This window comes from Enterococcus sp. LJL90 (assembly GCF_056924355.1).
Map to the genome: position 1 here is coordinate 65,761 of NZ_JBXPBQ010000002.1, position 22,369 is coordinate 88,129.

22 protein-coding genes and 1 other RNA gene are annotated in these 22,369 nt (G+C 40.1%); 21 read left to right on the forward strand and 2 right to left on the reverse strand.

The genetic code is table 11. The features are described from left to right. Positions 1-97 precede the first annotated feature (97 nt). The 13 genes from cysK to nth all read left to right on the forward strand — a co-directional run bounded on the left by cysK (position 98) and on the right by nth (position 13,130). Entirely contained in the window at positions 98-1,027 is a 930-nt protein-coding gene (gene cysK, locus AC1Z3S_RS05185; RefSeq protein ID WP_461739473.1) for a cysteine synthase A, read from the forward strand. Between the two features lie 119 nt (positions 1,028-1,146). Further along, positions 1,147-1,815, forward strand: a complete 669-nt coding sequence (locus AC1Z3S_RS05190; RefSeq protein ID WP_461739474.1) for a response regulator transcription factor — start codon at positions 1,147-1,149, stop codon at positions 1,813-1,815. Then, positions 1,806-2,909 (forward strand): sensor histidine kinase, encoded by a 1,104-nt coding sequence (locus AC1Z3S_RS05195; RefSeq protein WP_461739475.1) that lies wholly within the window; start codon positions 1,806-1,808, stop codon positions 2,907-2,909. The genes AC1Z3S_RS05190 and AC1Z3S_RS05195 overlap by 10 nt, the downstream gene beginning before the upstream one ends. 224 nt (positions 2,910-3,133) lie before the next feature. Next, on the forward strand, positions 3,134-4,408 hold the full coding sequence (locus tag AC1Z3S_RS05200; protein ID WP_461739476.1) for an ABC transporter permease: 1,275 nt from the start codon (positions 3,134-3,136) through the stop codon (positions 4,406-4,408). Then, on the forward strand, positions 4,405-5,085 hold the full coding sequence (locus AC1Z3S_RS05205; protein WP_461739477.1) for an ATP-binding cassette domain-containing protein: 681 nt from the start codon (positions 4,405-4,407) through the stop codon (positions 5,083-5,085). The genes AC1Z3S_RS05200 and AC1Z3S_RS05205 overlap by 4 nt, the downstream gene beginning before the upstream one ends. 15 nt (positions 5,086-5,100) lie before the next feature. Next, complete coding sequence (locus AC1Z3S_RS05210) at positions 5,101-6,588, forward strand: FtsX-like permease family protein (protein ID WP_461736670.1); 1,488 nt, start codon at positions 5,101-5,103, stop codon at positions 6,586-6,588. A 41-nt stretch (positions 6,589-6,629) separates the two neighbouring features. Beyond that, positions 6,630-7,304: an ABC transporter ATP-binding protein gene (locus tag AC1Z3S_RS05215; protein ID WP_265457638.1), complete on the forward strand. Its 675-nt coding sequence runs from the start codon at positions 6,630-6,632 to the stop codon at positions 7,302-7,304. Then, the gene (locus AC1Z3S_RS05220) at positions 7,297-8,916 is read left to right on the forward strand and encodes a PASTA domain-containing protein (protein WP_461739478.1); all 1,620 of its coding nucleotides are present in this window, start codon (positions 7,297-7,299) and stop codon (positions 8,914-8,916) included. Before AC1Z3S_RS05215 ends, AC1Z3S_RS05220 begins: the two co-directional genes overlap by 8 nt. Before the next feature lie 151 nt (positions 8,917-9,067). Continuing rightward, positions 9,068-9,499, forward strand: coding sequence for a peroxide-responsive transcriptional repressor PerR (gene perR / locus AC1Z3S_RS05225; protein WP_265457634.1), 432 nt, complete (start codon positions 9,068-9,070; stop codon positions 9,497-9,499). A 17-nt stretch (positions 9,500-9,516) separates the two neighbouring features. Then, entirely contained in the window at positions 9,517-9,894 is a 378-nt protein-coding gene (locus AC1Z3S_RS05230; protein WP_461736668.1) for a RidA family protein, read from the forward strand. Positions 9,895-10,207: 313 nt separating this feature from the next. Continuing rightward, positions 10,208-11,578, forward strand: a complete 1,371-nt coding sequence (locus AC1Z3S_RS05235; protein WP_461739479.1) for an FAD-dependent oxidoreductase — start codon at positions 10,208-10,210, stop codon at positions 11,576-11,578. A 204-nt stretch (positions 11,579-11,782) separates the two neighbouring features. Beyond that, positions 11,783-12,493, forward strand: a complete 711-nt coding sequence (locus tag AC1Z3S_RS05240) for a DnaD domain-containing protein (RefSeq protein ID WP_461739480.1) — start codon at positions 11,783-11,785, stop codon at positions 12,491-12,493. Next, positions 12,486-13,130 (forward strand): endonuclease III, encoded by a 645-nt coding sequence (gene nth / locus AC1Z3S_RS05245; protein WP_461739481.1) that lies wholly within the window; start codon positions 12,486-12,488, stop codon positions 13,128-13,130. Before AC1Z3S_RS05240 ends, nth begins: the two co-directional genes overlap by 8 nt. A gap of 55 nt (positions 13,131-13,185) precedes the next feature. Here nth and AC1Z3S_RS05250 read toward each other — a convergent pair whose 3' ends face one another. Next, positions 13,186-15,429 (reverse strand): PBP1A family penicillin-binding protein, encoded by a 2,244-nt coding sequence (locus tag AC1Z3S_RS05250; protein WP_461739482.1) that lies wholly within the window; start codon positions 15,427-15,429, stop codon positions 13,186-13,188. A 3-nt stretch (positions 15,430-15,432) separates the two neighbouring features. Next, complete coding sequence (gene recU / locus AC1Z3S_RS05255) at positions 15,433-16,041, reverse strand: Holliday junction resolvase RecU (protein WP_461736663.1); 609 nt, start codon at positions 16,039-16,041, stop codon at positions 15,433-15,435. A gap of 62 nt (positions 16,042-16,103) precedes the next feature. Here recU and AC1Z3S_RS05260 point away from each other — a divergent pair, with 62 nt between their 5' ends. The 8 genes from AC1Z3S_RS05260 to AC1Z3S_RS05295 all read left to right on the forward strand — a co-directional run bounded on the left by AC1Z3S_RS05260 (position 16,104) and on the right by AC1Z3S_RS05295 (position 22,283). Next, positions 16,104-16,655, forward strand: a complete 552-nt coding sequence (locus AC1Z3S_RS05260; RefSeq protein ID WP_461739483.1) for an SLOG family protein — start codon at positions 16,104-16,106, stop codon at positions 16,653-16,655. An 84-nt stretch (positions 16,656-16,739) separates the two neighbouring features. Further along, positions 16,740-17,165: a cell division regulator GpsB gene (gene gpsB, locus AC1Z3S_RS05265; RefSeq protein WP_461736661.1), complete on the forward strand. Its 426-nt coding sequence runs from the start codon at positions 16,740-16,742 to the stop codon at positions 17,163-17,165. Positions 17,166-17,176: 11 nt separating this feature from the next. Beyond that, an RNA gene (gene rnpB / locus AC1Z3S_RS05270) (RNase P RNA component class B) lies at positions 17,177-17,542 on the forward strand. A 204-nt stretch (positions 17,543-17,746) separates the two neighbouring features. Continuing rightward, positions 17,747-18,904, forward strand: a complete 1,158-nt coding sequence (locus AC1Z3S_RS05275) for a THUMP domain-containing class I SAM-dependent RNA methyltransferase (protein WP_461739484.1) — start codon at positions 17,747-17,749, stop codon at positions 18,902-18,904. Positions 18,905-18,916: 12 nt separating this feature from the next. Then, entirely contained in the window at positions 18,917-20,413 is a 1,497-nt protein-coding gene (locus AC1Z3S_RS05280) for a carboxypeptidase M32 (protein WP_461739485.1), read from the forward strand. Positions 20,414-20,504: 91 nt separating this feature from the next. After that, positions 20,505-21,152 carry an HD domain-containing protein gene (locus AC1Z3S_RS05285; protein ID WP_461739486.1) on the forward strand — a complete coding sequence of 216 codons (648 nt, stop codon included), beginning with the start codon at positions 20,505-20,507 and terminating at the stop codon, positions 21,150-21,152. Positions 21,153-21,344: 192 nt separating this feature from the next. Continuing rightward, entirely contained in the window at positions 21,345-21,887 is a 543-nt protein-coding gene (locus AC1Z3S_RS05290) for a DUF924 family protein (RefSeq protein WP_461739487.1), read from the forward strand. Between the two features lie 39 nt (positions 21,888-21,926). Continuing rightward, on the forward strand, positions 21,927-22,283 hold the full coding sequence (locus tag AC1Z3S_RS05295; RefSeq protein ID WP_461736656.1) for a hypothetical protein: 357 nt from the start codon (positions 21,927-21,929) through the stop codon (positions 22,281-22,283). Positions 22,284-22,369: the final 86 nt, after the last annotated feature.

Below are 22,369 nucleotides of genomic sequence, written 5' to 3' on the forward strand. Positions count from 1 at the left end.
AGGCAAACGGTTTTTTTGAGTTGAATTGCTTTAAAAAAAAGCAATTCTTCGCTATGATTGTTGGTACAAACAGGTTAGCTGAAAGGAAGTAACGTATATGTCAAAAATTTATTCATCGATTACTGAGTTAATTGGCAAGACACCGATTGTAAAATTAAATAGAGTCGTCCCTCAAGATGCAGCGGAAGTTTTCGTTAAGCTGGAATTTTTTAATCCCGGCAGCAGTGTGAAGGACCGGATTGCTCTAAGCATGGTGGAACAAGCGGAAGTGGATGGCCGTTTAACGCCTGGCACGACCATTATCGAACCGACCTCTGGGAACACAGGTATTGGTCTAGCGATGGTGGGAGCAGCCAAAGGATATCCAGTTAAAATTGTGATGCCTGATACGATGAGTATTGAACGCCGCAAGCTGATGCAGGCTTATGGAGCAGAATTAATTTTAACACCGGGTGCAGAAGGTATGAAGGGTGCGATTGCGACAGCAACTGAATTAGCAGAAGCGAACGGTTACTTTATGCCCTTGCAATTTGACAATGAAGCCAATCCGGAAATTCATCAAAAAACAACAGGTCCTGAAATTGTCGAAGCTTTTGGCGATGCTGGCGTGGATGCTTTTATTTCGGGTGTTGGAACCGGCGGCACAGTGACTGGTGCCGGTCATGAGCTGAAAAAAGTTTATCCGAATATTCAAGTCTATGCAGTGGAACCGACAGAATCACCAGTTCTTGAAGGCGGCCAACCTGGTCCCCACAAAATTCAAGGTATTGGAGCTGGCTTTGTTCCCAAAGTGTTGGATACTAAAGTCTATGATGGTGTCTTAGCGGTTTCTAGTGATGATGCGATGGCAATGGCCCGCAAAGTTGGACAAGAAGAAGGAATTTTAGTTGGAATTTCTTCAGGTGCGGCAATTTTTGCGGCAATTGAAAAAGCGAAAGAGCTGGGTGCTGGCAAAAAAGTTGTCGTGATTGTACCTGACAATGGCGAACGTTACTTGTCGACGGCCCTCTATCAATTTGAAGATTAAATAAGCTGTTTAAAAAGCAAAGTTGTTCGCAGCTTTGCTTTTTTTTATGAAAAGGCTAATAATTTTCCTGCTTTTCTGTTTTAATAGTAATGAAGACACGAGGCAGTGGAGGAAAATTTATGCGGGTTTTAATCATCGAGGACAATCAAAAGTTGGCAGACTCAGTTAAAGTGGGTCTTGAAAAAGAAGGTATTTCTGTAGATTTAGCTTATACCGGTGTTCAAGGGGAAGAAAAAGCCTACATCACGGATTACGATGTCATTTTATTGGATTTGAATTTACCAGATAAAGACGGCTTAGAAATTTTGGAGTTTCTCCGTTCAGAAGGAATTCAAACACCAGTTATCATCGGTTCTGCCCGTGATGAAATCAGCGACCGCGCATTAGGCTTAAATATTGGAGCAGATGACTATCTCGTGAAGCCTTACGATTTAATCGAATTAATTGCCCGCTTGCGGGCGGTGGTCCGCAGGTTCCAAGGTCGCAGCAACCCCACCATTATCATTCGCGATCTTGAGATCAATCCAATTCGGCATGAGCTACTATTAAAAGGAAAAAGAGTCAAATTAAAACCAAAGGAATTTGATATTTTACAGTTTATCGCTGAAAAACATCCCGCCGTGGTCTCTCTGGAGGAAATTGCAGAGCATGTCTACGACGAAAACTTCGATCCTTTTTCTTCGGTTTTACGGGTCCATTTAGCCCGCTTAAAAAAACAATTAAAGGAAAGCGGCGGCGAAGAAGTGCTCTTGACGATTCGTTCCAAGGGGTATCGTTTATGGGAATAAAACGCAATATTAATTTTTGGCTGCGCCTGTTAATCAGTGCGCTGGCTATTAGTTTAGGTATCGTTTTTTTAATCGTCTTTATTCTGTGGATTACCGATTTTCAGCACGTACTGCTTGATTATTACGGGCAAACGCAGTTTCAAACCCAATCGAATACCCAGTATTTTAATAACGATGCGTCTTCTTTCAGCTCTAATTATAGTTTTCAACCGGGGACGACAATCAGTGGAACACAGCTAAATACCCTGATTTTGCGAGAATTATTCAATCGCTTAGGCCTCTTGTTTCTCTTACTTTTTTTAATTAGCTTTAGTTTGTTGGTACTTTTTTGGCGCTTATTTGAAGGTTATCATCGCAAAAAAACTTTACGGATGATTGAAAACTTAAAACAAGTGGAAACTTTAACTGATTATCAAGGGGATGACAGTCAAGAGGTGCAAAGGGTGTTACACGAGCTGCAGGAATCTTACAGTCAGCGTTATGAAAATTTTCGGCGCCTTAACAGTTATCTAGCCCACGATCAAAAAAATACGATTGCGATTATTAAAACCCGCTTAGCCCAAAGTACAGAATTTCAAGAGGAGGCGGTGCTGCTAGATTACTTGACCCATTCTGTCGATGATATTTTAACGCTTTCCAGCAGTGAAACTGAGACCACGGAATTTGTCGATGTTGCCTTGTTAGCAGCCGAGGTCTGTGATGCTTATAAAAAAGTGTATCCTCAATTGAGTTTTGAATTTTCTGAGATTGCTGAGACGACTATTTTAGCGAAAAATCGCTGGATTTATCGTGCTCTAGCTAATCTAATTGATAATGCGATTAAATATGGTGAAGGTCAAAAAATTGAAGTTTCCGTCAGCCGCCAGTATCAAAATGTCGTGGTGGCAGTAAAAGATCAGGGGATTGGCTTAACAGAAACAGAGCAGGAAAATATTTTTAAAGAGTCTTATCGGGTCAGAGGGTTGAAATCCGATGGCTACGGCATTGGACTAGCCGTCGTCAGTCATGTGTGCGATCTTTGCCAAGGCTATGTTTTTGTCGACAGTAAAGCCAAAAAAGGTTCCACCTTCTACATGAGTTTCCCCCTTGCCTAGTGGGGCAGTTTATAAAAATAAAATTAAATCAGATAATATTTAACCATGACAAACTTTTTAGTCGAAGAATTTCCTAGCAGGGTTTTTGAAAAAGGCCACTAGGGATTTTCGGGTAAAGAGTTTGTCATTTTCTTTTGCAATATTTTTTTATTTACTGGATAAAAAAGAGTTAACAAAAAATTAACAAAGTTTTTGGTATGATAAAAAAACGAAGGGAGGTTGTCATGCAGATGATAAAAGATTTTTTTAAACGAAAAAAAATTCTGCTGTTCCTGCTGCTGGCTCTCACCTTATGTTTTTCGACTGAACTATTTTTATTGAGTGGTCAACAAAAATTTCAACGGACTGCTCACCAAGTGGAAAACCACTATCGTTCACAGGTTAGTCTAAATCAAGTCTATTACGAGGATGATACGACGGGATATGAGTACAAACCGCTATTTCTTTCTGATATTCGCAAATTTGGCAGTTCAAATTATGTTAATTATTACACAATTCGAGGCACAGCCTTTTTGATTGCAGAGGATTTAAAAATACCTGAGTCGGATTATTCAACAACCACTGAAGAAACTCCCTACATCAATCTGACGTTTATTAAAAAATCACAATTCAGCGGAAATTTAGAAAAGAAATTAGTTGCCGGAAAGTTGCCGGAAAAAAATCATGAATGCTTAATCGGCAAGGAATTAGCGGACTTAAATAACTTGAAAATCGGTGATAGCATCAAAGGATTGATGCAAAATAATCAATCCGCCAGTTTGACAATTAGCGGTATTGTCTCAGAGACACTTTTTGATTTTCCAGAAATCATGCTGACTGTTGACGGGGCCGAGGCTATGTTTAAAGCTGATCCGACGGCTGTCTATTGGGAGGCGAATTATACGCTAAAAGATCAGACGATGTTGCGGCAGTTTGAAGCGCAGCTGCGGCATTGGGGCTTACCAATTGATTACGAGCTTTATACGAATCGGGAATTCGGCGATTTATTGGCTGAACCTTTAAGGGAAGCGCAAAATCAATTTCAAACCGTCTTAATCTTATTTAGCGCTCTCAGTTTAATTTTGTTAGGAATCGGCATGATGCTTGTTCTAAAGCGCCGCAAACAGCGGGTTATCTATCAACTGGTGATTGGCTTTAGCAAAATGGATTTAATCAAAAAGGCACTATTACAAGGCGGTGGCACTGTCGCTGTCAGCGGAGTCTTAGCCTATCTGTTAAATTTAAAATTCAGTCCCGCTGTTGGCCAGCTTTTCTTAAGCTGGCAGGAAAACCAGCTGGGATTAAATGTTGAAAATGTCTTAACCGAGATTGGCCTTGATAATATTGACGCGGCAGAAGTTTTGGGGACTGTCAGCAATCTAACAATTCAGCCTCAGGTCAGCTGGCTGTTAATCGGTCTATTATTCAGCTACTTTTTGGTTCTTTTGGTACCGCTCATCTATCAGATCAAACAGTTGGATTTGCGGAGGATTTTAAAGGAGGGAGGACGAGGACTATGACCTTAGTATTAGATCACGGAACACTCTATGCTCAAAATCAGGAGCGGCCACTTTTGGAAAATCTCAATTTTAGTTTTGAGAAAGGAAAAGTCTATTTTGTCTATGGTACTCAGCCGCAGGAAAAAACGATGTTGGCGGCGGCAATGGCAGGTTTAGTTCAATTTGACAAAGGAGGTCTAAAATTTGCTGGCCAATTGTTGACCAGTAAACAATTGACTTATTATCGTAAGCAGCAAGTCGGCTTGATTTTGCGGGAGTATAACTTCCTACCGTTTGAAAGTCCTTTGACTAATTTATTGTATTATTGTCGGTTAACCGATAAAAAGGTGACACCAGCAGATTGCTTGGCCCGGTTAAAAAAAGTTGGCATTGAAAAAGAAACCAGCAAGTTGCCGTTAGAAAAATTAGATTTGATTACGCAAAAGAAATATGAGTTAGCCAAGGCGGTGGGTCGCAATCCTGAGGTATTTGTTGCAGACGGATTATTGGAGGACCTTGATAGTTATACTGAGCGTTTGTTTTTAAACTTTTTGGATTATTTAGCCAAAGAACTGACAATTTGTGTGGTTGTGATGGTCAGTCAACAGCATTTAAATCATTTTCCCGACGTTGTTTTAGGACTTAATCGTGGGAAGTTGAATTTTATTAAAGCTAAAGAAACTATTTTGAAGGGATAATTGGGGGGAATTGAAATGAATTTTATACAACGTGCATTAGCGAGTGTCACCCGTCGTAAAGGCAAGTCTTTGATTTTATTTTTAGTAATTTTTATTTTAGGTAATGTGATTGCCGGAGCGATTGCCATTCAGCAGTCAACAGCCAATGTTGAAAAGAAAATGAAAAATGATTTAGGCGCTACCGCCACCGCTGAGATTGATCCGGAATTTGATTGGGAAACCAGTGAAGCACCAGAGAATTTATCGGAGGAAACCATTCAAGAAATCGGCAACTTATCCTATGTGAAGGAATATGATTATAGTGTCCGCGCCTATATCAACACGGCTAATTTTAAAACCATGCAGCCTGATTATGGGGATGAAGGGGGCGTTGTCTATGGCAATTCAGAGCAGCCACAGCTAGAATTAGTCGGAACCAATTTGGAAACCCCGCTAAGCTTTTCTGATAAAATTGTCGATTTAGTTGATGGCCGTTATTTTACCGCTGAAGAGATTGCCAATGGCGCTCAGGTCGGCATCTTTTCTAAAAAAGTTTCCGAAGAGAACGGCTTTAGCGTAGGAGATCAAGTCGTTGTCGATTCGCAAAATTATATTTATTCGGAAACAGAAGAAAGTACCTATGAAAAAGGCATCGATTTTCCAGTTGAAGTCATCGGCATTTTTGATCCGCAGGTGATTGAGACAAAACAGGAAGATAGCGAACAAGGCAATCAACAATTTTTTGATCAAGTTTATGTGGAGGCTACTCAGTTTAATTCCGTTTATATGCCAAACCGAGCAGTTCAGGAAATTAATGTCCAATATTGGCGCAGCCAGTTTGAAGCTGATCCAGATCTTTACGGTGGTGAGTTCGACGAAGAAGAAACAAATCAATTTTATGCAACACCAAATTATCAATTGAATTCACCTGAGGATGTTGAGGCCTTCCGTCAAGAGGCCGAAACATTGCTGCCAAGTGCTTATATTATTCGCGCTTCGACAGATACCTATGATGAAGTCGGCGGCAGCATGAAGAAATTATCGCAGATTTCTGGTTATGTTGTGATTGTTGCGGTGATTGCCACCTTGGTGATTATCTCATTAGTGGTTGTCTTGTTCTTAAGAGACCGCAAGCATGAGCTGGGGATTTACCTGGCAATCGGCGAACATCGCCGCAATGTTGTGCTCCAGATTTTGATTGAACTTTTAATTATCAGCATCATTGCAATGGGACTTTCATTAGTCACGGGGAATTTTTTAGGCGGCAGTCTTTCAGAATCTCTGCTGCAAAGTGACATGTTAGCTTCCAATGGCAATAATATGGATAATATGAGCTATTATTATGATGTCTTTACCAACAATCCATCATTAACGGCAGATCAGATTCAAAATGCTTATGAAGTGACTTTCTCAATGGGCTACATTGTTACCTTTATCGTAACAGGACTTTTAACGGTCTTTGCTTCAGCTCTGTTGCCATTGATTTATATTTTACGCTTAAATCCTAAGAAAATTATGATGTAACAGGATTTAACGACTTGTAAAAAAGAGAGGATGGAAAGCAAATGGCCTTATTAAAAACAGAAAAATTAGAATATTTTTATCAAGATGGTGATCGGCGCAGACGGATTTTAAAGGAAACCTCCGTCAGCTTTGATAAAGGTAAATTTTATACGATTTTAGGACAATCTGGTTCCGGGAAAACAACCTTTTTATCTTTAATTGCGGCCCTTGACGAACCAAAGGCAGGCAAAATTTTATTTGAAGGCAAGGACATTAAAAAAATCGGCTATGAACAATATCGGCGGGATAATATCAGCATCGTCTTTCAAAGTTATAATTTAGTTCCTTATTTAACTGCGATGGAAAATGTCTTAGTGGCGATGTCGATTACCGACAATCAGCTACCGGACAATCATCAAGAAATTGCCTATAATCTTTTAGATTATATCGGCATTGACCGAACGAAGGCTGATCGCAAGGTCAATCAGCTCTCCGGGGGAGAACAGCAGCGGGTGGCGATTGCCCGGGCGTTGTCCACGAATGTCGATATTATTTTAGCGGATGAGCCAACAGGAAACCTTGATGAAGAGATGGAGCTGGAAATTGTCGAAATTTTTAAAGAGCTGGCTAGAGATCATGGCAAATGTGTCATTGTCGTGACCCACTCCAACGATATTGCCAATCAGGCAGATCAAACTTTTTATCTAAAAAAAGGCGAGCTGAAGGCTTATGAGTGATTTTCTATCCAACTTCAACAAGGAGAATTATCAAAAGCGCGAGCCTCGTGAAAACAAAGACAAAGGGCCGAAAAAAGACGTTTTAGATCAAGATTCGCCTAGAAATTCGACAGAACAAAAGCAGCCAGCACCTGTCGAAAAGAAAGAAAAAGTTGTTGAAGAAGCCGAAAGTTCCAAAGTTCCCGATTCAGCTGTGACACCTGCTGAAACTTTAATGCATCACAAAAAAAGAAGTAAAGAAAACCAGAAAAAGACAAATGAGAAAACCAATCATAAAACCAAAGACCAGCCGGTTGATCAAGACGTAACTGGGCAACGAAACCCGAAGAAAAAAAAGTCTCTCTTTAAAAAGAAGAACAAAGAAGCTCAAGGAGAGCCGACAATCTTAGCTGACGGCAGCGAATTTGATCCTACTTATAAGCGCAAAAAAATTATTCGCTGGTCAATTATTGGGGCAATTCTTGCAATTGTGGTGGCGTTAGGCGGCTTTGGCTATTATCAAATGAACCATGTGCAGCTGCCTGATTTTACCGGTGAATCCTTAGGGGATGCTAGAAGCTGGTTGACGGAAAACAATTTGCAAATTGAAGTAATTCAAGAGTACGATGATTCAGTCGCAATCAATCAGGTGATTAAGCAATCACCTAACACGGCTAAAAAAGTCAAAAAGGGTTCTGTAGTGGCAATCACTGCCAGTAAAGGTCCTGATCCAGATGCGGTAATTGCCATGCCAGATTTTATGACCATGAGCAAAGCGGCAGCAGAAGAGTGGAAGGAACAAAATCAGGCCAATAATTTTTCAATCATTGAAGAATATAGTGATACTGTTGAAAAAGATCAGCCGCTGCGATTAGAATTTGGCAATAAAGAAACCACTAGAGAGACGTATCAGCGCAAAGAAATGGCTAAATTGTATATTTCTAGAGGCAAAGAAGTTTTTGAAAAAAATATTACGATGCCTGACTTTACCAATAAGTTGAAAAGTGAGGTCGAGAGCTGGGCCAAAACCAATGAAATTTCGGTGACCTATGAGGAGCGAGCTAACAATGAGGTGGAAGCTGGGGCAATCATAGAACAAAGTGTACCTAAGGATGAAAAAGTTGCCAAAAGAGATGCTCTGACAGTTGCAGTTTCTCTAGGCAAGGCCATCATTGTGCCGAATTTTGGAGACTATACGGCGGAAGAAGCAACTTCGGCTAGTGCCGATTTATTAGTGCTAGTGAAAACAGTTTATTCAGACAGTGCGGCATACGGAAAACTGATTTCTCAAAGTGTCCCTGCCGGAACGGAATTAACCGCCAACAGCAATACGCAAGTTGAAGCAATTTACTCATTAGGCCGTCCTTATATTAAAGATTTACGGGGCACGATGGTCGAAGGCGATTTGCCGAAGTATTTCTTTGATGAATACCAATCAAAAGGGGCTCAGATTACGTCTCAGGTCCGTTATGTCGATTCTGCTGAGACCAAAGGCACCGTTGTCGGAATGAGTGTCTTTAATCAATATTTGGCGATGACGGATTCAGTAACTTTTGATATCAGCAAAGGAAATCTGACAGCGCCACAAAATTATCAGTCAGATGACTTAGATGACGCTGCAGCATTTGAATAATTTCAGCCAATAATCTTTTTGTGGTCAAAACTTAAAGATTATTGGTTTTTTTGTGATTAAACTGATTAGTAGTTTACAAACATGCTAAAAAACCTTACAATAAAGCTAATAAAAGGGTTACAAACAAAACTATAGAAAAGGAGGGTAACGAATGGAAAACGAAATGGTCAAAGATGCCATTAGTAAGTTAAAAGAAGCTAACATTCGTATTACACCTCAGCGGTATGCCGTACTGGAGTATCTAGTCGAATATCATACTCATCCGACTGCTGACGAAATTTATCGTGCATTAGAAAGCCGTTTTCCTAACATGAGTGTGGCAACTGTTTACAATAATCTAAGAATGTTAACAGAATTAGGACTCGTACAGGAAATGAAATACGGAGATGCCTCTAGTCGTTTTGATTTTAGTACCCATCGACATTATCACGCCATCTGTCAAAACTGTGGTAAAATTGCGGATTTCCATTATCCAAGTCTGGATGATGTGGAAATTGCAGCGGGCCGTTTGACAGGCTTTGATATTCAAGATCACCGGTTAGAAGTCTATGGTATTTGTCCTGAATGCCAAGAGAAAATGTAGAAGAATAGAGGTCTCTGATGAAAATTATTCAAACTGATCAAGCACCAAAAGCGATTGGTCCATATGTTCAAGGTAAAGTGGTGAATGGTTTTCTTTTTGCTTCCGGCCAAGTACCTTTGGATCCTGAGAGCGGCGCAGTAGTTGGGACAACTATTAGCGAACAGACCACGCAAGTCTTAAAAAACATTGCGGCGATTTTAAAAGCGGCAGACACTGATTTTAATAATATTGTGAAGACGACCTGCTTTTTAAAAAATATGGAAGACTTTGCCGCCTTCAACGAAGTCTATGCAACTGCCTTTCAAGCCGACTTACCAGCACGTTCTGCTGTTGAGGTAGCTCGACTGCCAAAGGATGTCCTAGTGGAAATCGAAATCATTGCAGCAGTGAAATAAAAATAACTCTAATGAAAGTTCAGAGTTTCAATCACCTTTGATTGGAACTTTGAACTTTTTTGAATTGGCAATTAAAGAAACTTTAAATATATTTTCACTTTTATTTTCCGAAAATTTATTGAACAAGAATGATTTTCAATTAAAAACTTATCTTCACTGTCAGAAAGCCTTTTGAAAAAAGCTTTCTTTTGAAAAATCATTTCATTACCAATTAGAATAAGTATTGTGAAATCACAAGCAAAAAACTGTTTCTTAAGACAGTCCTTTGATATATTCAAAATGTACCAAAAACTTATCCGAAGGAAGGTCTCAAATGAAAGTAGTTGTAATTGGCTGTACCCATGCCGGCACAGCAGCAGTAAAAAATATTTTAGCAACAGAGCCAAACGCAGAAGTGATTGTTTACGAAAGAAACGATAATATTTCTTTCTTATCTTGTGGAATCGCCCTTTATGTCGGCGGTGTTGTCAAAGATCCAGCGGGGTTGTTTTATTCTAATCCTGAAGAATTAGCGGGCCTTGGCGCCACTGTAAATATGGAACACAATGTGACAAGTGTTGATGTTACTAAGAAAAAAATTGTCGCTGAAGATTTGAAAACTGGCACGAGTGAAACCGTTGCTTACGATAAATTAGTATTAACAACCGGTTCTTGGCCGATTATTCCGCCAATTCCGGGCATTGATTCAGAAAACATCTTGTTGTGTAAAAATTACAATCAAGCCAATGAAATCATCGCAAAATCCCATGATGCTAAAAAAGTAGTTATCGTAGGTGGCGGTTATATCGGGATTGAATTGGTTGAAGCTTTTGCTGAATCAGGCAAAGAAGTGACCTTAATTGATGGCTTAAGCCGCATTTTAAATAAATATCTTGATCAGCCCTTTACTGATATCTTAGAGGAAGATTTAAAAGAGCGGGGTGTTACTCTTGCTTTAGGTGAAAATGTTGCTTCTTTTGAGGCGGATGAAGCGGGCAAAGTTAAGATGGTGAAAACTGCCAGTCAAAGTTTTGATGCTGACATGGTGATTTTATGTGTTGGTTTTATGCCAAACAATGAATTAGTTAAAGATCAATTGGAAACTATGCCAAATGGTGCCTTGAAGGTAAATGACTACATGCAAACTAGCCATCCAGATGTTTTTGCGGCTGGTGACTCTGCAGTTGTTCACTATAATCCAACTGGTGAATTGGCTTACATTCCATTAGCAACCAATGCCGTGCGTCAAGGAATGATTGTCGGTAAAAATATTAAACAAAATCAACTCCGTTACCGGGGAACGCAAGGAACTTCTGGCTTGTACTTGTTTGGCTGGAACATCGGCTCGACTGGCTTAACCAAAGAAAGTGCCCGCCTGCAAGGAGTTGAAGTCGATTCAATTATCATCGATGATAATTATCGTCCAGAATTTATGCCAACAACTGAAAAAGTTTTCATGGAGCTGGTTTGGGAAAAAGGCACCAACCGGATTGTTGGGGGGCAATTATTGTCTAAATATGATATTACACAATCTGCTAATACCTTATCAGTAGTTGTGCAAAATAAGATGACCTTAGAAGATTTGGCTTTACAGGACTTCTTCTTCCAACCGCATTTCGATCGTCCTTGGAACTATTTGAACATTTTAGCTCAAGCGGCTTTAGAACAAGCCAACGGCAATCTACGGAACGATTCCTCAATTTAATTTAGTTAAATGAATAGCTGTGGTATCAGTTTACAAAAATTCTTAGAAGGCCTGCTGAAGATAGCAGATTTTCTGAAATTCCTTTTGAATTTAAAAACTTTGAAAGGAAAAAAATGGATTTTTGTTAAAAGCTGAGACCACAGCTTTTTTTGCTGAAAAAAACCGATGATTTTAGTATACTTGTAAAAGAAGCGGGGGAACAAGATGAGCAAATTAAAAGATTACTATCGGGATGATGGGGTTTACATCCCGAATTTATTATTAAATAATTACCAGAAGCTGTTAATTTCTCCAGAGGAAATGATGCTGTGGATTCAATTAGCGGGAAAACAACGGACGGGTGATTTTTTTCCGGATTTAAGCCAGATTGCTGAGACGATGGGCATTCCTCAAGAGCGGGTCTTTTTATTGTTGAATCAACTGGTGGGGAAAAAAATGATTGAAATCATTACCACCGATGATGCCAACGGCCGTAGCAGCGATCAATATGATTTAAGCTTGATTTTTGACCGGTTAGAGGAAAATCTTACACAGCAGGCGGACGCCATTAAAGAACAGGCCGAAGAATCAAAGGTTGCCGGGATTTATCAGAGTTTTGAAGAGGAATTTGGCCGGCCTTTATCACCAATTGAGTACCAAAGAATTGGCCAGTGGTTAGAAGAAGATTCCTATCAGCCTGAATTGATTCAGCTGGCGCTAAGGGAAGCCGTTTTGAATCAAGCCTATAATTTAAATTATGTTGATCGAATTTTATTGGCTTGGCAGAAAAAAAATATTACTACCAAGGCGCAAGTCCAACAAGAACAGCAACGGCGTAAAGATGCTTTGTTAAAAAAGGAAGCACCAGAATTAAGTAGAGAACCGTTACCTAAAGTCAGTCTCCACAATTGGTTAAAGGAGGAGTCTCGTGATTAGTAAAGAAAAAACTCAGTGGGCCTTAGCACAAATGTACCAAATGTTTCCTGATGCTTACGGGGAACTGGTTCATCGCAATCCCTTTGAACTATTGATTGCAGTTATTTTAAGTGCTCAGGCAACCGATGTTTCGGTCAATAAAGTCACACCACAGCTTTTTGCAGCCTATCCGACTCCTGAAGCTTTGTCGGCAGCTCCTTTAGAAGATATTATTGAAAAAATAAAATCGATTGGCTTGTATCGTAATAAGGCTAAAAATATCAAAGCCTGCGCCCGGCAATTGTTGGATAATTTTAATGGGCAAGTGCCGCAAACTAGAGAGGAATTGACTTCTCTAGCCGGTGTAGGCCGTAAGACGGCCAATGTTGTGATGGGAGATGCCTTTGGGATTCCCGCAATTGCCGTGGATACACACGTTGAACGAGTATCAAAGCGCTTGAGAATCTGCAAACTGGATGCCAATGTTTTACAAGTAGAAGAAACTTTGATGAAAAAAATACCCAAAACAGATTGGGTCAAAGCTCATCATACGATGATTTTTTTTGGCCGGTATCACTGCTTAGCCCGTAGTCCTAAATGTGATCACTGCCCTTTGTTGAGTATTTGCCAAGAGGGAAAAGAGCGCATGAAAAAATAAAAGGAGCAACAGTCATAAGTTAAAAACCTGTGACTGTTGCTCCTTTTATTTTCAATTAAGCTGCTGGTTGTTCAGAACTGCTTGTTGCCGGTTGGCTATCTTGGGTTTGACTAGAACTACTAGTTGGCGTTTCTTCACTGGAGCTCGGTGGTGTTTCTTCAGAGCTGCTCGGCGGCGTTTCTTCAACGCTGCTAGACGAGCTAGAAGAACTTGAAGAGCTGGACGAGCTACTAGAGGAAGAACTACTGTAAGAACTTGATGAAGAGGCGTCGGTTGTGTAGCCGTCTAAATAAAGTTCACCGTTAATTCGACTGACACCATCAGGCATTACCCAGTCTTGATTTTCCACGCTGCCGGCTAGATAGGACATTAATTCTCGATAAACAGAACTGGCAACAGAAGTTCCATTTGAAAGAACTGGTGTTAAGCGGTCGTTATAGCCAGTCCAAACGGCTAATGAATAGCTTCTCGTATAACCGACAAAATTACTATCTGGCACAGCACCATAAGTCGTGGTGCTGTTCAAGTTGGCGTAGTCACCATCTTCATAATTTGAAGTTCCCGTTTTTCCTGCTTGATACAAGCCACTGATGGCCGCATTGGTACCAGTTCCCATACTGATAACGTCTTTTAACATGTCAGTAATCATATAAGCGGTTGTTTCCGACATTGCTTGGCTGCCTGTTGAGGCGAAGCTTTGTTCCGTTCCATCGGAAAAGACAACTCGATTGATATAACTTGGCTGGTAATAAGTTCCACCATTAGCAAAAGCTGCATAAGCTGCTGCTAATTTTTCCGAAGAAATACCATAAGTGGTCGTGCCATCAGTGTCGGTATTACTAGAGATTGAGTTTGCATCAACGATTGGATTATATTGAATGCCTAAGCCGCTTAAAAAGGCGGCGGCATCTTCCTGGCCAACATCTTCAAAGACTTGAGCTGCCACTGTGTTACGGGAGAGATAAAGCGCCCGGCGAATACTCATTGTACCTAAATAGGTTCTGTCGGCATTATTGACAGCATCATCTGTCCCCGGCCAATCATAAGCCTTATCTTGATAAGTTTTAGCGGTTGAATAATGTAAATTTTCAATCGCTGGTGCATAATCAGTAATTGGTTTAACTGTTGAGCCGACATCACGGGTGACATTTACTGCTAAATTCTGACCGAGAGAAACATCTTCAGAAATATTGCGGCCGCCGATTTGAGCAACAACATTGCCGGTATTGACATCAACCAAAGTTGCGGCGACTTGCATGTCGGCATCAGGATAAGAAACATAATTTTCTGAATTGACGATATCATACAGTCGTTGCTGCGCATCCATATTAATATTTGTATAGATTTCCAAACCGTCATTGTAAACGTCTAAGCCAGCTTCTTCGGCTTGGTTTAAAACCTCAACCAAGTAAGGATCGATTAAGCGGGCCTCAGTATTATCATTCGTTTGAGCTACAATTCCGTCATTAATATCTGTCGCCACCGCTGCATCATAATCAGACTGACTGATGGTGTCATTGTTCAGCATGGCGCTTAATACAATATCCCGGCGTTCTTTAGCGGCTTCTGGATTTGTGTACGGGTCATAGGCGCTCGGGGCATTGGGTAAGCCCGCAAGTAAAGCGGTTTGAGCTAAAGTTAAATCAGCTAGAGTCTTATTATAATAAGACTGAGCCGCAGTCGCCATGCCATAAACACCATTGCCCATATAAACTTTATTGATGTAATAGGTTAAGATTTCTTGCTTAGAAACTTCCCGTTCCAATTCAATTGACATCCAAGCTTCTTGAATTTTTCTTTTTAAAGTCTGGTCTGAGGCATCTGTTGAGAAAAAGGAAAGTTTAATCAACTGCTGAGTTAAGGTAGAACCACCCTGCAGCCCTGAGTCGCTAGTTAAGTTGCTAACGGCGGCCCCGGCAATCCGAATCGGGTCAACCCCGATATGATCGTAAAAACGACGATCTTCGACGGATACGATGGCATCTGTTAACTGCTGAGGCACATCGGTTGCTGTAACTTTTTCCCTCTGTTCGCTGCCTAAATCTAAAACTAAATTACCACTGCCATCAAAAATTTGTGTGGACTGGATAGAATCGATTTCGCTTAAATCTAATTCAGGAGCATCCTTGGCGTAATACCAAAAAACACCCGCTCCTGCGAGTCCTCCGACAATCAGCAGGGCAAACAAGATGAGGAAAATTCGCAATAGCACTTTTCCGAAGGTCAATTTTTTCTTAGGTTTCTTGTCCGGCTGCTGCTGCTTTTGAAATTCAGCTCGAGACATTGGTTGATCTGACATAATTTAACTCCTTTGTTGCAAATATTGGTCGACAGCCGCTAAAAAAGGTACGCGGGGTGCCACACCTAAGTGAATCTCAATCCCATTTTTTTCCAGAAAACTAAGGGTCAATGATTTCCGCTCAGTTGACTGCTGATGCCATTTGGCAACAAAAATTTCGCTTGGTAAAAAAAAACAACGATTTAAAGCAGAAAACGACATGAGAATAAAACAGATTCCCTCTTGGGCCAAACAATCCTCCATATGTTTAATTTGATGAGGATGAAAGTTTTTGAAGGGAAAGGAGGTTTTATTTTTAGTTTCCTTAGCTTCGAAATCGAGATAACGGCCACGATAGACACCATTATAATCCGTGGTTGACGGTTGACGAAAATAGGCTTCACGGATAACGGCAGCACTTCGTCTTGGATAATCTACTTTGACGATTTGAACAGGGGTGGGTTTTTTATGAATGACTGCGATTTGATGATTTAAATAATAGTCATTACTAATGTTAATGGCCTCTTCAAAGCTCATACCCCGATTGGCGAAATCGACTTTTTTTGCTTGCACTTTCCGTTGATTTGCGCCACTATGAAGAGGAGTCTGGCCATTGGGATAGCGAATTGTCATGGATAATCACACTCCTATGGGTCATTATACCAGAAAAAAAGTTAGGGAGGAAAGAATCAGCGATGGATGTGATTAAAACCTTGGTCTTAACCGGCTATCGCAGCTTTGAGCTAGGGGTTTTTCAAGATAAAGACCCGAAAGTTGCGGTCATTAAGAAAAGTTTAAAAATGACGCTGCTGCCCTACGTTGAGAACGGTTTAGAATGGGTCTTAACCAGTGGACAATTAGGAACAGAAATCTGGGGAGTTGAGGTGGTTTCAGAATTAAAAGAGGACTATCCAGAATTACGTTTAGGCTTAATTTTTCCTTTTGCTGATTTTGGTCAGCAATGGAATGAGAATAATCAGCAAAAATTAGCCCTCGTTAAAAGTCTCGCTGATTTTGTTGACAGCACTAGCCACAAGCCTTATCAAAATCCGCAACAGCTGCGAAATCACACCAAATTTTTATTAGAGCATTCTGGCGGCTGTGTCATTTTGTTTGACGAGGAAGCCCCCGGTAAGCCGGAATTTTTTTATCGAGATGCCAAACAATTTCAAGAAAGATTTCCCTATGAAATCATCCAAATTACCTTTGAGGATTTACAGAATTCTTTAGAAAACCCTTATGAATGACAGAATCTATTTGATTTTATAGGTTTTTTTTAATACAATGATACAGGAAAACATTAAGAACCAATAACGAGGTGTAAATAGAAGATGGCAAACCCCAATTATAGCCCCAAAGATATTTTACAACAGGAATTCAAAACAAAAATGCGGGGCTACGATCCTGCAGAGGTAGATGAGTTTTTAGATAATATTATTAAAGACTATGAATACTTCAATAAACAATTGATTGGCTTAAGAGAAGAAAACGAGCGTTTAAACGCCCGTGTTGGTCAATTAGCGAAATCAAACGAAGTCGCGTCAAGAGTTTCATCAGACAATAAGAGCACGACTGTGACTAACTTTGATATTTTAAAACGCTTGTCAAACTTAGAAAAAGAAGTCTTTGGCAGCAAAATTAATCAAGAAGAAAATTTTAGTGGTGGCTACAGCAGTCCTTCAAGAAGTTCTGTCAATGCTGAAAATTATTCCAATGCAGATAATAGTTCTGAGTTGGATAAAACCCGCTTATTTTAAGAAATTTTATGATTTTCGGGTGATCGCGGCTAATTTTTTAGCTGAGGAAAGTCCATGCTCGCACAGACTGCGATGTCTGTAGTGTTCGTGCTTAGCGAAACCATAAGCTAAGGTACCAATTTTGGTAACGGCAGAAAAAACAGCTAAGGCTTCGGCTATGCTGAAGTATTCTTGAAAGTGCCACAGTGACGAAGCGTCTGGAGAAATCCTGACGGTGGAACGCGGTAAACCCCTCGAGCGAGCAACCCAAACAACGGTAGGGGCACTCTTTTTAGTAGGAAATGAACGAATGAAGGAGCCAGTTTTAACTGGAGATAGATGATGACCCCTGTTTATTTCTCCCTGGAGATGAACAGGACAAAACATGGCTTATAGAAAATCATAGCTCAGGGGACCTCCAACGCTTGTTGGAGGTTTTTGTTTTGAAAAAAATTTGCATGGGAAAAGATTGCTTTTAAGCAACTCTTTTGATAAAACTAAGTAGTAATCAACTTACAGAAAAAATTTATGAATGCATTTTATTATGATTGGAAAAACATACGTAATTTAGAGGAGTTTTTATTAAATTAAAGGAGCATATGATGGGACAAAAATTTAATTTAGTGGCAACAGCTGCCAGCGGTTTAGAGGCTCTTGTCGGCAAAGAGCTACGGGATTTAGGGATTGAATGCCAAGTTGAGAATGGTCGCGCTCGTTTTCAAGGGGATTTAACGACCATTGCGAAAACCAATTTGTGGCTGCGAACAGCGGACCGCATTAAAATTGTGGTGGGGGAATTCGATGCCTTTACCTTTGATGAATTATTTGAAAAGGTCAAAGCTTTGCCGTGGGAAGATTTTTTACCGCTGGATGCTAATTTTCCAGTAGCCGGTAAATCAATTAAATCGAAATTGTATAGCGTACCCGATTGTCAGGCCATCACCAAAAAAGCGATTGTTGAAAGATTACGGCAGGTGTATCACCGTCCTGCCAGTGTGCCCTTTGCTGAGACAGGGGCTTTATACAAATTAGAAGTTGCTTTATTAAAAGATCATGTAATGGTGACTTTAGATACTACTGGTCCTAGTTTGTTTAAACGGGGCTATCGTTTGGAAAAAGGCGGCGCTCCTTTAAAAGAAAACATGGCGGCAGCTTTAGTGATGCTGACCAATTGGCGCAAATATCGCCCGTTTTATGATCCAGTTTGCGGTTCCGGAACGCTGTGTATTGAAGCAGCTTTAATCGGGCATAATATCGCTCCAGGCTTCAATCGCGAATTTGCCTGTGAAGCTTGGCCTTGGTTTACACCAGACGTGTTTGAAGCAGTCAGAAAAGAAGCGGATGAAGCGGCGGATTATGACGTGCAATTAGATATCACGGGTTCTGATATCAACGGGCAATTAATTGAAATCGCAAAAGCCAACGCAGATGAAATTGGCTTGGGAGATTCCATCACTTTTAAACAACAAGCGGTCAAAGATTTCAAAACGGAAAAAGAATACGGTGTGCTAGTTGCCAATCCGCCGTATGGTGAACGTTTAGGTGAAGAGGAGAGTGTCCGCCGTCTCTACAAAGAAATGGGCACCGTCTTTCGTCCTTTGAAAACCTGGAGTAAATATATTTTAACCAGCGATTTAGCCTTTGAGGAATATTATGGCGCTAAAGCGACTAAAAAGCGCAAATTGTACAATGGAGCTTTGCGGACAGATTTATTCCAATATTGGGGTGAACGGCCGCCACGGGTCAAAAAAGTAGATTAAGGATGTGTTGAAATGTTAGAAGCAGATTTTTTAAATGAATTAAAAGAAATTAATGTTCTTCAGCAGGCTTTAGCTATTTTAGAATGGGATATGCAAACGGGCATGCCTCAAAAAGCCAGTGAATATCGCGGCGAAACAGTTGGCTATTTGACTAAATTGAAATTTGAAAAAGAAATTGGGCCAAAAATGCAGGAGTATTTAACTTTTTTTGCTGAACACCCAACAGAGCTGAGTGAAGTCGGTCAAGCGGCCTATCAAAAAGTCAAAGAGGAATTTGACTTGAATCATGCGATTCCAGTTGAGCAGATGCAGGCTTATAGCAAAGCCATTTCAATGGCGGATAGCGCTTGGCAACAGGCCCGCAGCAGCAAAAGTTTTGCCGATTTTGAAACAGCTTTAGCAGAAAACATTCACTTTACGAAGGAATTTATTCCTTATTGGCAAAAAGATGAAAAAACGCCTTATGATGTTTTGTTGAATCAATATGAACCAGAGATGACGACTGAAATTTTGGATCAAGTTTTTGACCAAGTGTTGACAGGGATTACGGAAATTAGAGAAAAATTAGCGACTGGCACAGCGCCAAGAACTGATTTTCTAAGCCGGTATGTTTCCCGTGAGCAGCAGGAGGAATTTGTTAGAAAAGTGATCACTCAGTTGGGCTTTGATTTTTCTCGTGGGCGTTTAGATGACACGGTGCATCCTTTTATGACCGGAATTAATCCTGATGATGCAAGAATCACCACCCGTTGGCATGAAAATGATTTTACGATGGCGACCTTTGGCGTGATTCATGAAGCAGGTCATGGCATGTACGAACAAAATATTGATAAAAAATACGCTTATACCCCTTTGTATGCGGGCACTTCGATGGGCATCCATGAGTCCCAATCCCTTTTCAATGAATTAATTATCGGCGGCAATCGTAATTTCTGGGAAAAACAATTTCCTTTGTTTATTGAAATCACCGGTGATACCTTTAAAGACATTGACTTTGAGACTTTTTATAAGGGTTCAAAGGAAACCAAGGCCAGCTTAATCCGGATTGAATCGGACAGTTTGACCTATCCGATTCATATTATTATCCGTTATGAGATTGAAAAAATGATTTTCAATGAGAATTTAGCTGTGGCGGATATTCCAGCTGTTTGGAATCAAAAATATCAGGAATACTTAGGTGTGGCACCAAAGGATGATTTAGAAGGTGTCTTGCAGGATGTCCATTGGGCGGGGGGCAGCTTTGGCTATTTCCCATCTTACGCCTTAGGCTACATGTATGCTGCCCAATTGCATCATAAAATGATTCAAGAGCTGCCCTTTGATGAGATTTTAAAATCAGAGGATTATTCGCCAATCCGCAAATGGTTGACTGAAAATATTCATCAATATGGCGCTAGCCGCAAACCAAATCAATTGATTAAAGATGCGACTGGTGAGAGCTTGAATCCACAATACTTGTTAAATTATTTAAAAGCGATGTATTATCCTGTTTATAATGTAACAGACTAAAAAAATAAACTGCAGCAAAATAGGTTCAACGGCTTTAAAAATATTTCAGCTGTTGAAGTCACTTTGCTGCGGTTTTTTGTCGGAGGAATTTATGGAAAATAAAATGCGCGCCATTTATGATTACGCCAAGGGAAAAATGGCTCAAGATTTTTCCGGTCATGGCTTTGACCATATTTTACGAGTAGTGGCCAACGTAGAATTGTTGTTAAAGACAGAAACGCAAGCAGATGCTTTTGTCACTGTGGCCGCCGCCTATCTGCATGATACGGTCGATGATAAAGTGGTAACCGATGAACAAGCTGCTTATTTGGAATTGCGAAATTTTTTAATTTCTATAAAGTTATCAGAGGAGCAGGTTGTAGCTATTTTGGACATTTTACAAAATATGTCCTTTTCAAAATCTTTAGATAAAAAGGAAATTCGTTTGAGCTTAGAAGGGCAACTCGTTCAGGATGCCGATCGTTTGGATGCCTTAGGTGCTGTCGGGATTTTGCGAACTGCTTATTTCGGTGGCAAAAAGGGGCACCCGATTCATGATCCGGACATTAAGCCAATCGATTACCAAAGCAAATCGGATTATCGCAAAGGTTCAACAGTTATCAATCATTTTTACGAGAAGCTGCTTTTATTAGCAGCTACAATGAATACGGAAGCCGCTAGAATAGAAGGACAGCGACGGACTGAATTTATGGAAGATTTTTTAAAAGAGTTTTTTTATGAATGGCCGACAACGGAATAAAAGTCTTGATTTAGTAAATATTTATCAATAATTGCCACTTTAAAAGGTTTTTTTGGAAACCTTTTAAAGTGTTATTTCTTGCCTTTTTTGCATTTTTGATAGACACTAGCGGTAGAAGAGAGAAATAATTATTGAACTATTATCAGATGTAACTGATTTAACTTATGTGTTTAAGGGGAAAGAGGGAAGTTTTTGGTAACTGCAAATGAAGTGCTTCAGTTTTGGTTTGAAGAGTTGACACCAGAACAATGGTTTAAAAAAGATGAGACCCTTGATGATAAGATTAAAGAACGTTTTAGCGCTACGTTACTAGCGGTGTCTCGCGGTGAAACTTATGAATGGCGAACAACAATTGCTGGCCGTTTAGCCGAAATTATCGTCTTGGATCAATTTTCTCGGAATATTTATCGGGGACAGGCGGAAAGCTTTGCTTTTGATGGTCAGGCTTTGATTTTAGCGCAAGAAGCGCTGAAAAATCCGCAACTAGATCAATTGACAACGCTGCAAAGAAGTTTTCTTTACATGCCATTTATGCATTCGGAGTCACCGATGATGCATAAAATTGCCAGAGAGCTCTTCACTGAACCGGGCATGGAAAACAATCTTGAATTTGAAGAGAAACACTGGGCAATTATTGAAAAATTCGGCCGTTACCCCCACCGCAATCAGATTTTAGGACGGAGTTCCACACCGGCTGAGATTGCTTTTCTCCAAGAACCAAACAGTTCTTTTTAGGATCTGGATTCATCAGAAAAGTTGAAAGGGGGCTTTAAGATGTATTTCCAACAAGTAGTCAAGCTCAAGGAATTAATCCGCCAACTGACCTATGTTGCTGAATGCTGCTTTTTAGTGGACAGTGACTTGCAGGAAAAAAAATACCATGTTGCTGTTTATAAATATTTAAGCGAGTATTATCTTTTACAAGATGATCAAGTTATTGAGGCGATTAGTAATATTGTTGACAAAACCGGTAGTGAAGAAGATGTGTTGTCCTTGATTGAAGAAGCCTTAAATCGCAATCATTATATTATTGTCGATGAAAATTTAGTGTTTTTAGATTTGAAAACACTCAGTCAAGTTGACAAAGAGAAGCATCAAATTAAATCGCGGATTTTTGAATTTGGAAAATAATGAATTTTGATAACATGAACTAAGCTGTGACTTAAGACCTTTTTAGATGACTTATCCAAAAATTAATTTTGTACTCTTTGTAGTTT